10 protein-coding genes and 1 riboswitch are annotated in these 13,148 nt (G+C 62.3%); of the genes, 2 read left to right on the forward strand and 8 right to left on the reverse strand.

Features of this window, described 5'->3' with window-relative positions:
• Positions 1 to 27 precede the first annotated feature (27 nt).
• A complete protein-coding gene (locus VIZ63_RS09205) occupies positions 28 to 2,307 on the forward strand; it encodes a S9 family peptidase (protein WP_331609271.1) in 2,280 nt (759 codons plus the stop codon).
• A gap of 74 nt (positions 2,308 to 2,381) precedes the next feature.
• Here the strand turns inward: VIZ63_RS09205 and mutT are convergent, their stop codons facing one another.
• From mutT to VIZ63_RS09220, 3 genes are all read right to left on the reverse strand, one after another.
• The gene (gene mutT, locus VIZ63_RS09210) at positions 2,382 to 2,822 is read right to left on the reverse strand and encodes an 8-oxo-dGTP diphosphatase MutT (protein WP_331609272.1); all 441 of its coding nucleotides are present in this window, start codon (positions 2,820 to 2,822) and stop codon (positions 2,382 to 2,384) included.
• A 122-nt stretch (positions 2,823 to 2,944) separates the two neighbouring features.
• Positions 2,945 to 5,677, reverse strand: coding sequence for a preprotein translocase subunit SecA (gene secA, locus VIZ63_RS09215; protein WP_331609273.1), 2,733 nt, complete (start codon positions 5,675 to 5,677; stop codon positions 2,945 to 2,947).
• A gap of 205 nt (positions 5,678 to 5,882) precedes the next feature.
• Entirely contained in the window at positions 5,883 to 6,800 is a 918-nt protein-coding gene (locus VIZ63_RS09220) for a M23 family metallopeptidase (protein WP_331609274.1), read from the reverse strand.
• Between the two features lie 130 nt (positions 6,801 to 6,930).
• A riboswitch (cyclic di-GMP riboswitch) is annotated at positions 6,931 to 7,045 on the reverse strand.
• 80 nt (positions 7,046 to 7,125) lie between these two features.
• On the opposite strand from VIZ63_RS09220, the gene VIZ63_RS09225 reads away from it, so the two are divergent.
• Positions 7,126 to 7,410, forward strand: a complete 285-nt coding sequence (locus tag VIZ63_RS09225; RefSeq protein ID WP_331609275.1) for a DciA family protein — start codon at positions 7,126 to 7,128, stop codon at positions 7,408 to 7,410.
• Between the two features lie 35 nt (positions 7,411 to 7,445).
• Here the strand turns inward: VIZ63_RS09225 and lpxC are convergent, their stop codons facing one another.
• The 5 genes from lpxC to VIZ63_RS09250 all read right to left on the reverse strand — a co-directional run bounded on the left by lpxC (position 7,446) and on the right by VIZ63_RS09250 (position 13,014).
• Positions 7,446 to 8,366: a UDP-3-O-acyl-N-acetylglucosamine deacetylase gene (lpxC, locus tag VIZ63_RS09230; RefSeq protein ID WP_331609276.1), complete on the reverse strand. Its 921-nt coding sequence runs from the start codon at positions 8,364 to 8,366 to the stop codon at positions 7,446 to 7,448.
• A gap of 261 nt (positions 8,367 to 8,627) precedes the next feature.
• Positions 8,628 to 9,839: a cell division protein FtsZ gene (gene ftsZ / locus VIZ63_RS09235; RefSeq protein WP_349261157.1), complete on the reverse strand. Its 1,212-nt coding sequence runs from the start codon at positions 9,837 to 9,839 to the stop codon at positions 8,628 to 8,630.
• Positions 9,840 to 9,970: 131 nt separating this feature from the next.
• Positions 9,971 to 11,206 carry a cell division protein FtsA gene (ftsA, locus tag VIZ63_RS09240; RefSeq protein WP_331609277.1) on the reverse strand — a complete coding sequence of 412 codons (1,236 nt, stop codon included), beginning with the start codon at positions 11,204 to 11,206 and terminating at the stop codon, positions 9,971 to 9,973.
• A 24-nt stretch (positions 11,207 to 11,230) separates the two neighbouring features.
• A complete protein-coding gene (locus tag VIZ63_RS09245) occupies positions 11,231 to 12,064 on the reverse strand; it encodes a cell division protein FtsQ/DivIB (protein ID WP_331609278.1) in 834 nt (277 codons plus the stop codon).
• Positions 12,061 to 13,014 carry a D-alanine--D-alanine ligase gene (locus VIZ63_RS09250; RefSeq protein WP_331609279.1) on the reverse strand — a complete coding sequence of 318 codons (954 nt, stop codon included), beginning with the start codon at positions 13,012 to 13,014 and terminating at the stop codon, positions 12,061 to 12,063. Before VIZ63_RS09250 ends, VIZ63_RS09245 begins: the two co-directional genes overlap by 4 nt.
• Positions 13,015 to 13,148: the final 134 nt, after the last annotated feature.

Raw genomic sequence — 13,148 nt, forward strand, 5'->3', positions numbered from 1 at the left:
CAAAGACTACAACCTTCGGCAGCATCGATGCGGTATACAACAGCCCTGTTCGTCGTTTCCCTGATGCTGCCTGCCGCATTCGCCGCAGCGCCAGCGCCGGCGCAATCACTCCTCAGTGTCGAACGATTGTTCAGCGGCACGGACCTGAGCGGTCCGCGACTCCGCGCCCCGGAATTTTCCCCTGACGGTCGCTATGTCACGTTCCTGCAGGGTAAGCCGGACGACAAGGATCAACTCGATCTCTGGGCATTCGACACCCGCTCCGGCGAACCGAAGCTGCTCGTGGATTCACGTGCCTTCGCCGGCAACAACGAACGCCTATCGGCCGAAGAAGAAGCGCGCCGCGAGCGTCAGCGTACTGCTTCGTTACGCGGCATCGTCGAGTACAAGTTCTCCGCCGACGGCAGGCGCCTGCTCGTTCCCTTGGGCGGGGACCTGTATCTCTACGACTTCCGCGCGAAAGCGAATCCGGTCCGGCAACTGACGCGGACCGACGCCTATGAGACCGACGCGCGATTTTCGCCCCGTGGCCGGTACGTGAGTTTCGTGCGCGACCAGGACTTGTTCGTCCTGGACATCGACACCGGCGTGGAACGCGCGCTGACGAGTGATGGCGAGGGATTGATCCAGAATGGCGTGGCCGAATTCGTGGCGCAGGAGGAAATGGACCGCACTACCGGCTACTGGTGGTCGCCCGACGAACACCGCATCGCCTTCACACGCATCGACGACACACCGGTTCAGGAATTCGAGCGGCTCGAGATCAATGCCGATGGCGCCCGCGTGTCGCGTCAACGCTATCCGGCCGCGGGTACTGCAAACACGCATGTCGAGCTCAAAGTCGTGGAGCTGAAGTCCGGGACCATCACTCCCATCGATATCGACTTCGATGATGGCTACCTGGCACGCGTGAACTGGTTTCGGGACTCGCAGCACCTGGCTGTACAGAAACAGACTCGCGACCAGAAAAAACTGGAGTTGCTGAAAGTCCATGCAACCCGGGGCAACACACGCGTACTCCTGACTGAGAGCAGCCCTGCCTGGATCGAACTTCACGATGATCTGCGCTTTCTGGAGCAACGCGATGCTTTCATCTGGGCCTCGAGGCGCTCCGGCTATCGGCACCTCTATCTCTACGATCTCGACGGCACGCTGATCCGTCAACTCACCGACGGACCCTGGATGGTCGTCGGTGATGGCACCGAGAACGGCGTCGTGGGAATCGATGAAACCAGGGCGCTCGTATATTTCACGGCGAACGAAGCGTCGCCCCTCGAACGCCACCTCTATGTTGCGTCGCTGACTACGAAAACCCCGGGCAGCCCGCGCAGAATTTCGCGTGAGGCCGGCTGGCACAGCGCCAACCTCATGCCCGGCGGACGGCTCTATCTCGATCAATGGTCATCACCGGACCAGCCGCCCACGGCCAGCCTGCGCTCACTCGACGGCAACGTGCATCGCTGGCTTGAACGCAATGCACTGGATGCAAGTCATCCCTACCATCCGTTCGTCGCGAGGCACTCGAAGGAGGAGTTTGGCTCCATCAAGGCGGCCGACGGACAGGATCTCTACTTCCGCCTGATCAAGCCGCCGGTTATGGAGCCGGGCAGGCGCTATCCGGTCGTGATCGACGTGTATGGCGGTCCGCAGATGCAGTACGTGCGCAAGGACTGGATGGGAGGCGCGCGCGCCGTGCAGGGCTATTTCAGACAGGTGCTGGCACAGAACGGCTTCGTGGTGTTCTCGCTCGACAATCGCGGCTCCGGCTTCCGCGGCGAGACATTCGACACCGCCATCAGCGGACGATTGGGCAAGATCGAAATCGAGGACCAGCTGCGTGGCGTCGAATTTCTGAAGGGCCAGCCATTCGTCGACAGCGAGCGCATCGGCATCATGGGCTGGAGCTACGGCGGCTACATGTCGCTGCTGGCGCTCACGACCACGAAGGCCTTCAAGGCAGGCGTCGCCGGCGCACCGGTCACCGACTGGCGCCTGTACGACACGCACTACACGGAACGCTACCTGGGCATGCCTGATGTAGGTAACGGCTATGAAGTCAGCGGTGTGCTGCCCTACGCCGATTCGCTCCACGGGCACTTGTTACTGGTGCACGGCATGGCCGACGACAACGTGCTGTTCACACACAGCACGATGCTGATGCAGCGATTACAGACGCTCGATACGCCGTTCGATGTGATGACGTATCCGGGAAGCAAGCATGGATTGACTCGCATGCCGCAGACGGGAAGGCACTACTACGAGATGGTGCTGAGATTCTTCGGGCGGACGCTCGGGGAATCCAATTAACGATTCACAATGAACAACTGAAGCCAAGGGCACTGACGAATTATCAGTTGTGAATTATCAATTGTTAATTGAGATCAGAGCTTGCACCCCAGCGCCCATGATTCGACCCGCTCCAACGCGGGAATCATCGGTTTGTCCGCTTCGAGCAATCCCGTCTTTTCCAGATCGGCCACTTTCACCCAGCCGAGCGTCTGGCCCTCGCATGAGCTCGGGACACCCGAATACTTCGTCACGAGCCATAGGTCGAGAGTGATGAGGCGATCGGGATACTGGTGGTCGTAGCAGACCAGGGGCTCGGCGCTGTGCACGTCGATGCCGAGTTCTTCCTGCAGCTCGCGGCGTAGCGCTTCGATGCGCTCTTCGCCGGGCTCGCGTTTGCCGCCAGGGAACTCCCAGCCGCCAGCCATGTGTTTGCCGGAGGGGCGTTGCGCAACGAGGACGCGACCTTCGCTATCGAAGATGGCGCCGGCAAGGACATGAGCAGGTGGACGCATGGCGGTCATGGTTTTTGGCATTCCGTCACTCCCGCGCAGACGGCCCCGCGGAATTTTTCTTTGGTCGCAGTCCAGTAACGAGCAATGGCTTCTCCCGCGGGACTTCCTTTCGGTCACGCCGCGGGGGAAATGACGAAGGGCGATTACCCTTCCTTCACCAACGCACCGTGGCAGTGTTTGTACTTCTTTCCTGAACCGCACGGACACGCTTCGTTGCGGCCGACTTTCTTGGTCTCGCGGACAAATTGCGAGACGGGAGCGGTTTCTTCTTCCAGCGGCAACGGCTCGGGTTGCGGCGGTGCAGTGATCTGCTCCGGAGCGGCATGCTGAAAGCGCATGGCGCGTTCGAGCCTGGCCTGTCGCTCCGCCTCTTCGGCATCGATCTCTGCCTGCGTGCGCAGCTGCATCCGCGACAGCAGCGACACCGTGTCGTGCTTGATGCGATCGAGCATCGATGAGAACAATTCGAATGCTTCGCGCTTGTACTCCTGCTTGGGGTTCTTCTGCGCATAGCTGCGCAGATGAATGCCCTGGCGCAGGTAGTCCATTGCCGCCAGGTGCTCGCGCCAGTGCGAGTCGAGCTGTTGCAGCATGATGGCCTTTTCGAGATGCCGCACGACCGGCGCGCCGTACGTGTCGACCTTGGCCTCATAGGCATCATCGAGCGTCCTGGCGATGCGTTCCCGCACGTCCTGGTCAGTGAGGTTGGTGTCCTCCTGGAGCCAGCCCTTGACGTCGAGGGGCACGCCAAAGTCGCGCTGCAGCGATTCCGTCAGGCCGTCGATGTTCCACATTTCTTCGGGACTGCCCTGCGGCAGGAAGCGGTCGCAGATCGCATTCACGACTTCCTGGCGAATACCCGCAACGGCATCGGCGACGTCTTCCGCAGCCATCAGCTCGGTACGCTGCTGGTAGATCACCTTGCGCTGATCGTTGGCGACATCGTCGTACTCGAGCAGGTTCTTGCGGGCGTCGAAGTTGTGGGCTTCGACCTTGCGCTGCGCGCGTTCGATCTGCTTGGAGAGCATGCGACTCTCGATGACTTCGCCTTCCTTCATGCCCGCTGTCTGCAACCAGCGCTTGGTGCGTCCCGGATCGCCGAAGATGCGCATCAGGTTGTCTTCGAGCGAGAGATAGAAGCGGCTGGAACCCGCATCGCCCTGACGGCCCGCACGACCGCGCAGCTGATTGTCGATACGCCGCGACTCGTGTCGCTCGGTGCCGATGATATGCAGGCCGCCTGCGGCGAGCACCGCATCGTGACGCTTCTGCCATTCATCGCGCGCGAGCTGCCGCGCAGCCGTATCGCTCGGATCGATGCCGTGCAGCTCCGATTCGGGATTGCCGCCCAGCACGATGTCCGTGCCACGGCCGGCCATGTTCGTTGCGATCGTCACGGAGCCCGCACGCCCGGCCTGGGCAACGATCTGTGCTTCGCGCTCGTGCTGTTTCGCGTTCAGTACTTCGTGCGGAATCTTGTGTTCCTGCAAGAGGCCGGCGAGATACTCCGAGGTCTCGATAGACGTCGTACCGACCAGAGCCGGCTGGCCACGCGCCACGCAGTCACGAATGTCTTCGATGATGGCGTCGAACTTGTCCTTGGCGTTCAGGTAGACGAAGTCCGCATAGTCCTTGCGGATCATCGCCCGGTGCGTCGGGATCACGACCACTTCCAGGCCGTAGATGGACTGGAACTCGAATGCTTCCGTATCCGCCGTGCCGGTCATCCCCGACAGCTTCGTGTACATGCGGAAGTAGTTCTGGAAGGTGATCGACGCGACGGTCTGGTTTTCCTCCCGGACCCGCACGCCTTCCTTCGCCTCGACCGCCTGATGCAGGCCGTCCGACCAGCGCCGGCCCTGCATGGTGCGGCCGGTGAATTCGTCGACGATGATGACTTCGCCGTTGCGGACGATGTATTCGACGTCGCGGTGATACAGCGCGTGGGCACGCAGCGCCGCATTCAGGTGGTGCATCAACCGGATGTTGGCCGCGTCGTAAAGACTTTGGTCCGGTCCGAGCAGGCCTGCCTCGGTGATCAGTTCCTCAGCGCGCTCATGGCCGGAGTCGGACAGATACACCTGACGTGATTTCTCATCCGCCCAGTAGTCGCCCTCGCCTTCTTCCGTCTCCTGGCGTTTGAGCCGGGGGACCAGCTTGTTGATGGCAACGTACAGCTCGGTGCTCTCTTCCGCGGGCCCGGAGATGATCAGCGGCGTGCGTGCCTCGTCGATCAGGATCGAGTCCACTTCGTCGACGATCGCGAACGCAAGACCGCGCTGCGTGCGATCTTCGATGCGGAACGCCAGGTTGTCGCGCAGGTAGTCGAAGCCGAATTCGTTGTTGGTGCCGTACGTGATGTCGCAGGCGTAGGCCGCGCGCTTCTCTTCCGACGACTGGCCGCTCCTGATCACGCCGACCGTAAGGCCGAGGAATTCGTAAACCGGACGCATCCAATCCGCGTCGCGCTGTGCCAGGTATTCGTTGACAGTGACGACGTGTACGCCCTTCGCCGGCAATGCATTCAGATAGGCGGGCAGGGTCGCGACCAGCGTCTTGCCTTCACCGGTGCGCATTTCCGAGATCTTGCCGTCGTTCAGCGCCATGCCGCCGATGAGCTGCACATCGAAGTGACGCATGCCGAGCGTGCGGCGCGCAGCCTCGCGAACCGCTGCGAACGCCTCCGGCAGGATGTCCTGCAGCTCCGTACCGTTTGCGAGGCGCTGACGGAACTCGTCGGTCTTGGCCCGCAGCGCTTCATCGCTCAGCGCCTGTAACGCGGGCTCCAGAGCGGTGGTCCGGCCGACAGCCTTCGAATATCCACTTACGATCCGCTGATTGCGGCTACCGAACAGTTGGCTGAGCCAATTCGCCACGAGAGAGAGCTCCGAGGTGGGCCGACAGAAAGGACGCGATTGTACACGCCGGGGAAAGGCGCCAGGCCCTAGGCTCTAGGCTCTAGGTCAGAAAACAAGGCAGGGGAAAGACTTTTGCGCTTCGTGCGCCGCAATCCGTGACGTTAAAGCTTCGTAATCAAACCAGATCCGCACCCTTTCGACCTGGATCCGGGGCTTTATCTTCTTACTGCCTGACGAATTTCATCGGGTCGATGGCCCGACCGTTCTTCAGCACTTCGAAATGCAGGTGCGGCCCGGTGGAGCGGCCTGTCGAGCCGAGCAGGGCAATGGACTGGCCTTTCTGTACGGTATCGCCCGGCGTGACCAAGGTGCGCTGATTGTGCGCGTAACGCGTCACATAGCCATTGCCGTGATTGATCTCGACGGTCTTGCCGTAGCCGAAGCGGTCCTTGGCATAAGTCACCACGCCGGCCGCGACGGCGACGACCTGCGACCCGGCGGGGCCCGCGAAATCGATGCCCTTGTGAGTGGCGGTCCGGCCACTGAATGGATCGGTGCGCTGTCCGAAGTAGGAGGAAATCCAGCCCTGCACGACCGGACGACCACCCGGGACGATCTGGCGGTTGAGATTGCGGGTCGAGATCAGGCTTTCCAGCACACTGAGCTGCCGTTCGCGGTCCTTGATCTGACGACTCAGGCTATCGAGCATCGAAGCGATATCGGGCGCCGCGACCAGGGCGCCTTCCGCAAGGGCCTCCGGTCCGCCGATCGCGGGCACGCGGTCGAAATCGAACTCGCCCTTGTCGAGGTTCGCCATCTCGGTGAGGCGACGACCCAGGGCATCGAGGCGAATCACATGGGCGTTCATCTGACCCACCCGGCCAGCCAGCGCATCGAGACGATTCTGCAGCTCCTGCTTCGCATCCAGCACCTGCTGGCGCTGGTCTTCGAGGCGACGGCCCCAGTCAGCAACCTGGGCGGTGGGGGCGAAAATATTGCTGCGGCCCAGCTGGACTCCGGCGAACAGAACGCCGGCAAGCACCGTTACGATAAGACCGATAGTCACCGTCGCAGCCATGGGGCGGCCAAGCTCGATCTGGCGAGCGCGCCCCAGGCGTTTGGAAAAGACGATGACGTTCATTCGATAAAGCCTCGCGTCCTGAAAAATATGGCGCGACAAAAACGTCCTGCCGGCGACAGCGCATCGAGAGCTGCAACCAACGGCACTACCTGGGGTGTGGACGTAGAACCTGATGATTCGAGTTGTACATCCTGGTAACCCCGCTATCGTGACCGCCCTGCCCATATTCGTTTGACGAATGGGGCAGCGTCCTTAGACCGGTGGCTTTGCGTCCCCGCCTTTCGGCGGGTTTGCCCTTAACAGCGATGGGGAATATGCAGAATCCGCATCCCAAAGATCAAGCAGCCATCGCACACAATGCAGTTTTCAGCTTATGTCTGAACCTATGAAGCCTATTTCGAGCGGGCTGGGAGCCCTGCTTGCGCAACTGGAGCGTCGCACGCAGGAAACGCTCGATTTGACTAAGCGGGTGCGCTCCGCGCTCTCGGACGAGGAGAAAATCCATGTCGTTTCAGCAAGTTACCGCGATGATACGCTGGTGATCGTGACGGACTCCGCCGCCTGGGGCTCGCGCATTCATTTTTTGCAGGAAACCCTGAAGGAACAGCTGCAGACTCAGGGCGAGACCCAATTCACAAAAGTACAGGTGAAGGTCGGCAGGCCGGGATGAGCTGCAGGCGGACCCACAGAAGAATCAGAAGGGTGCTATGCCCCGGCCGCGAGGGCGGTCGCCGGCATATAAGAGATGGGTGACTGCTCGTTGCCTTCGAAGGTCACTTGCTCCCACGCATCCGGCGTCGCGATCAGTTTGCGCAGCAGACGATTGTTGAGCGCGTGACCGGACTTGAACCCGCTGAACTCGGCCAGGATGCCGCGGCCCAGCAGGTACAGATCACCGATGGCATCGAGGATCTTGTGCTTCACGAACTCATCTTCGTAACGCAGGCCTTCCTCGTTGAGCACGCGCGTGTCATCGAGCACGATGGCGTTCTCCATGGTGCCGCCCAGCGCGAGATTCTTCGAGCGCATGAATTCGAGATCGCGCATGAACCCGAACGTGCGCGCGCGGCTGATTTCGCGCAGGAACGACGTGCTGGAAAAATCCATGGTCGCGGTCTGATCGCGCTTCTTGAAGATCGGGTGATTGAACTCGATCTCGAAGTTGACCTTGAAACCGTTGTAGGGCGTGAAGCGCGCCCACTTGTCGCCCTCCTCCACCTGGATGGGCTGCAGGATGCGGGCAAATCGCTTCGGCGCCGCTTGTTCTTCCACACCGGCCGACTGCAGCAGGAACACGAAAGGTCCCGCGCTGCCATCCATGATCGGCACTTCTTCGGCCGACAGTTCGACGTATGCGTTGTCGATGCCAAGGCCAGCGAAGGCCGACATCAGGTGTTCGATCGTGCTGACCCGCGAATCGCCTTTTATAAGAGTGGTGCCCAGTGTGGTCTCGCCGACGTTCTCGGCGCAGGCAGGCACATCGATGACCGGGTCGAGGTCGGTGCGGCGAAATATGACGCCGGTGTCGGGAGGCGCAGGCTTCACCACCATGAGCACCTTCTTGCCGGAATGCAGTCCGACGCCGGTGGCTCGAATGGAATTCTTGAGGGTTCGTTGGCGAAGCATGGAAATTCAGGCTGTAGGCTATAGGCCGTAGGCTGTAGCCAGATAGAGAGCGAAACCGCCTGCGGGCCGCGGTGGGGCGCCATCGGAAAGCGCGCGAACCGTAGCACCGCACTGAATTCCCGACAAGCCTCTGACTTGCCGGGAATCCACACGATGTACCACGCCGGGCGGAGGGACCATCCGCCCGGTCTGACGCGATGCAATGCATCGCGATCTGGCTAGCGCCTACCGCCTGCCCCTACCGCCTGCAAACCTTCCTTCTCAGTCCGCCTGACGCCGCAGGAATGCAGGGATATCCAGCATCGCGGTGTCGTCGGAGTTGAGGCCATCCCCCACCGCACGGCGCTGCGGCATGGAATCGCGACCGTATTCCCGGCCACTCTCCCGCCCGCTGTCTCGCTGATTGCGGATGTAAGTCGGCACGTGCAGATCATCCAGCGTCGGCACACGACCGGTGCGACCACCAGCAATCGCCGTCATCTTGCGGGCATCGGGCTGCGGTGCCTGCTCGGCCACCGGCCGGCCGATACCGGTCGCCACGACGGTGACGCGGATGTCTTCGTTCATTTCGGGATCGATGACACAGCCGACCACCACGTTCGCATCTTCCGATGCGTACTGCTTGACCGTATCGCCAACCACGCTGAATTCGCTGGTACGCAGATCCATGCCGCAGGTGACGTTGATCAGCAGGCCGTGAGCGCCGTGCAGATTGACGTCTTCGAGCAGCGGGCTGGAAACAGCAGCTTCGGCCGCTTCGCGCGCGCGGTTCTCGCCGCGAGCCGAGCCCGAGCCCATCATCGCCATACCGGTTTCAGCCATCACGGTGCGCACGTCGGCAAAGTCGACGTTGATCATGCCGGGCTTGGTGATCAGTTCGGCAATGCCCTGCACCGCGCCCTGCAGCACCTGGTTCGCGGCCTTGAACGCATCGAGCAGCGTCACATCGCCGCCGAGCACCGTGAGCAGTTTCTGGTTCGGAATCGTGATCAGCGAGTCGACGTGACGGCTGAGTTCGCTGATGCCGTGTTCCGCCGAGCCCATGCGCTTGCGGCCTTCCATGTCGAACGGACGCGTCACGACGGCGACCGTCAGGATGCCCAGTTCCTTCGCGATCTGCGCCACGACCGGCGCCGCGCCCGTGCCCGTGCCACCGCCCATGCCGGCAGTGATGAAGAGCATGTCGGAGCCTTCGATCATCTCGATGATGCGATCGCGGTCTTCCATCGCCGCCTGACGACCGACTTCAGGATCGGCGCCCGCGCCCAGACCCTTGGTGATATTGCAGCCGATCTGCAGACCGACTTTGACCTTCGAATGCTTCAGCGCCTGAGCATCCGTATTGAGGCAGATGAAATCCACGCCTTCGATGCCGGTCTGGATCATGTGCGACACGGCATTGCCGCCGCCGCCGCCCACGCCGATGACCTTGATCACGGCCCCTTGATTCTCTGTATCAGCAAGTACAAACATCGTTAGTCCCCTCGATGCCTTAAAGACATCTCTCAATCAATTGTCGATACAACCCGATGCAACCGTGTTCAGAGGCACGCTGCATCGCCCTTCAATCTCAACATCGGCAACGCCGATCCCGCCTCGCGGGATCAGAAATTGCCTTGAAACCAGGCCTTCATCCGATCGACCACGCCACGCGCATTCCCGCCAATGGGCGAATCGCGCCGGCCGCGCATGTAGTTCTCGCGGCCGTACAGCAGCAGGCCCACACCCGTCGAGTGGATCGGATTACTCACTACGTCCACCAGGCCGCTGATGTGCTGCGGGATGCCGAGCCGCACGGGCATGTGGAACACTTCTTCGGCGAGTTCGACTGCGCCTTCCATCTTTGCGCTGCCGCCCGTCAGCACCACGCCGGCGGCGATCACTTCCTCGAATCCGGATCGGCGCAGCTCTTCGCGCACGAGCGCGAACAATTCCTCGTAGCGCGGCTCGACCACTTCGGCGAGCGTCTGACGTGCCAGCCGACGCGGCGGACGATCGCCCACGCTCGGCACTTCGATCGTTTCATCCGAGTTCGCGAGCTGCGACAGCGCGCAGGCGAACTTCATCTTGATCTCTTCGGCGTGATGCGTCGGCGTGCGCAGGCTGACGGCGATGTCGTTGGTCACCTGATCGCCGGCGATCGGAATCACGGCTGTATGCCGTATGGCGCCGCCGGAGAACACGGCGATGTCCGTCGTGCCGCCGCCGATATCGACCAGGCACACGCCCAGCTCCTTCTCGTCGTCCGCCAGTACTGCGTAACTGGACGCGAGCTGCTCCAGCACGACGTCTTCGACGGTGAGACCGCAACGCTGCACGCACTTGACGATGTTCTGCGCGGCGCTTTCCGCGCCGGTCACGATGTGGACTTTCGCTTCGAGACGCACGCCCGACATGCCGATCGGCTCGCGGATACCTTCCTGGCTGTCGATCAGGAACTCCTGCGGCAGGATGTGCAGGATCTTCTGGTCCGCGGGGATCGCCACGGCGCGCGCCGCATCGATGACGCGCTCGACGTCTTCGGAGGTCACTTCCTTGTTGCGGATCGCGACGATGCCGTGCGAATTGAGGCTGCGCACATGGCTGCCGGCGATGCCGGCGTAGACCGAGTGGATCTCGCAACCCGCCATCAGTTCCGCCTCCTCCACGGCGCGCTGGATCGACTGCACCGTCGATTCGATGTTGACGACGACACCGCGCTTCAGGCCGCGTGAGGGATGCGAGCCGAGACCGACGACTTCCAGCGAGCCGTCGTGTGTCATCTCGCCCACGATCGCGACGACCTTGGACGTACCGATGTCCAGGCCTACGATCAGATTGCGGTCATTCTTTCTAGCCACTTCCCACCTTGCAGTCAGAGTCGGTTACGCATCCGGCATGGATCCCGCGGCATCGCGCGCAACGCGCGTCGCCGGCGGATTCCAGCCCACCGAAAAACCATTGCTGTAACGCAGATCGACGTAGCCCACTTCGTTGCTGCGGGCCGCCACCAGCGGACTGGCTACACGCAGGAAACGCTCGAGTCGCTCGGGCACGTCCTGCCGTCCAAGTCGCACATGAACCGCATTGGAGAGCGTCAGTTCCCAGGCGCCGCGCGGATCCAGCTCGACCTTTGCCAGCCGCATGCCCACGGCGAGCAGGCGCGGATAGCTGTCGAGATACAGACGCGCGACGGCCTCCTCCGTGCCTTCCGGGCCGATCAGCTGCGGCAGCTCCGGCGGAATGTGTCGCGAGTGCTTCAGGAACAGTTCGCCGCGCGTATTCATCAATCCGTCCTCGCCCCAGCGCGCAGCAGCCACGTGCTCGGTGATCACTACGCGCACCGCACGCGGCCAGCGACGCTCGACGCGCGCCCGATCCACCCACGGAATCGTTTCGAGTGACGCCTGCAGGGCATCGAGGTCGACGGAAAGGAATCCGGCACCACGAAACGACGCCACGGCTTCGTCGATCTGGATCGGCGCGACGCGCTGAAACTGCGCCGCCACTTCGATTTTCGCGATGGGCCGATCGAGCGCCGTGGTCAGTCCCCAGATTGCGAGCAAAGCGCCGAGGATCACGCCCGACATGCCAAGCACCGGCCGGATCGTTTCACTGAACAGCGGCTGCAGACGCTCGAGCGACAGATGTGCCAGCCAGCCGGGCGTCGCATTGCCTTCGGCCTTGCGGCGATTGCGTTTGCGCGAAGCCAGCTTCACGGGCGTGTCCCTCCGCGCGTCAAGCTGGTCTCCAGCACTTGCCACACCAGATCATCGAACTCGATGCCGGAAACGCGCGCTGCCTTCGGCACCAGCGAGTGACTCGTCATGCCGGGCGCGGTGTTGACCTCGAGCAGGTAATTGGCGCCGCTGCGATCGCGCATCACGTCGACGCGACCCCAACCGGCGCAGCCGGCAGTCTGGAATGCCGCCAGCGCCAGCGCCCGCATCTCGTCTTCCGCCTGGTCGCTGAGACCAGGGCAGATGTACTGCGTATCTTCGGCGATGTACTTCGCGTGGTAGTCGTAATACTCGCCCGCGGGAACGATGCGGATGGTCGGCAGCGCCGTGTCACCCAGAATGCCCACCGTGTATTCCTCGCCGACGATCATCTGCTCCACGAGCAGATCGCCTTCGTAACGTGCCGCCAACGCAAACGCGCTCGGCAGATCCTTCTCGCTGAACACGCGACTCACGCCAACGCTCGAACCTTCGCAGGCGGGTTTCACGATGACTGGCAGCCCGAGCGAATTCGCCGCTTGCGCCACATCGTCGTTACGGGCCAGACGCACATAGCGCGGCGTCGGCAGCCCGAGCGACAACCACACCTGCTTGGTGCGGATCTTGTCCATCGACAGCGCCGAGCCGAGCACATCGGAACCCGTGTAGGGAATGCCGAACGCTTCCAGCAGTCCCTGCAGGATGCCGTCCTCGCCGCCGCCGTGATGGCCGTGCAGGATGTTGAAGACGCGATCGACACGCTTCGCGATCACTTCCTCGACCAGTGCCGGAATGCCGTCGACCGCACGCGCATCGACACCGCGACGCTTCAGCGCCTCCAGGCAGTTGCGACCGGAGTCGAGCGACACTTCGCGCTCCGACGATGTACCGCCCATGAGAACGGCGACACGACCGAAGGCGCGAGGGTCGGTGACGCGTTCGGAGGTCATGGGGAGATCTCCGGGCGGGAGCCTATAGGCTGTAGGCTGCAGGCTGTAGCCAGATGAGAAGACGCAGCTGCCATTTGCAGCCGGCGGACGTAGGGTGTTGGCGCAGCAAACTCAATGCGCCAGAAAATCGCGGG

It is taken from the genome of Povalibacter sp. (genome assembly GCF_036520495.1).
Lineage (GTDB): Bacteria > Pseudomonadota > Gammaproteobacteria > Steroidobacterales > Steroidobacteraceae > Steroidobacter.

Excerpts from the sequence above, each read along its gene's own strand:
- VIZ63_RS09205 (WP_331609271.1), top strand. The coding sequence starts at position 28 with ATGCGGTATACAACAGCCCTGTTCGTCGTTTCCCTGATGCTGCCTGCC.
- mutT (WP_331609272.1), bottom strand. The coding sequence starts at position 2,822 with ATGCCAAAAACCATGACCGCCATGCGTCCACCTGCTCATGTCCTTGCC.
- VIZ63_RS09220 (WP_331609274.1), bottom strand. The coding sequence starts at position 6,800 with ATGAACGTCATCGTCTTTTCCAAACGCCTGGGGCGCGCTCGCCAGATC.
- VIZ63_RS09225 (WP_331609275.1), top strand. The coding sequence starts at position 7,126 with ATGAAGCCTATTTCGAGCGGGCTGGGAGCCCTGCTTGCGCAACTGGAG.
- lpxC (WP_331609276.1), bottom strand. The coding sequence starts at position 8,366 with ATGCTTCGCCAACGAACCCTCAAGAATTCCATTCGAGCCACCGGCGTC.
- ftsZ (WP_349261157.1), bottom strand. The coding sequence starts at position 9,839 with ATGTTTGTACTTGCTGATACAGAGAATCAAGGGGCCGTGATCAAGGTC.
- VIZ63_RS09250 (WP_331609279.1), bottom strand. The coding sequence starts at position 13,014 with ATGACCTCCGAACGCGTCACCGACCCTCGCGCCTTCGGTCGTGTCGCC.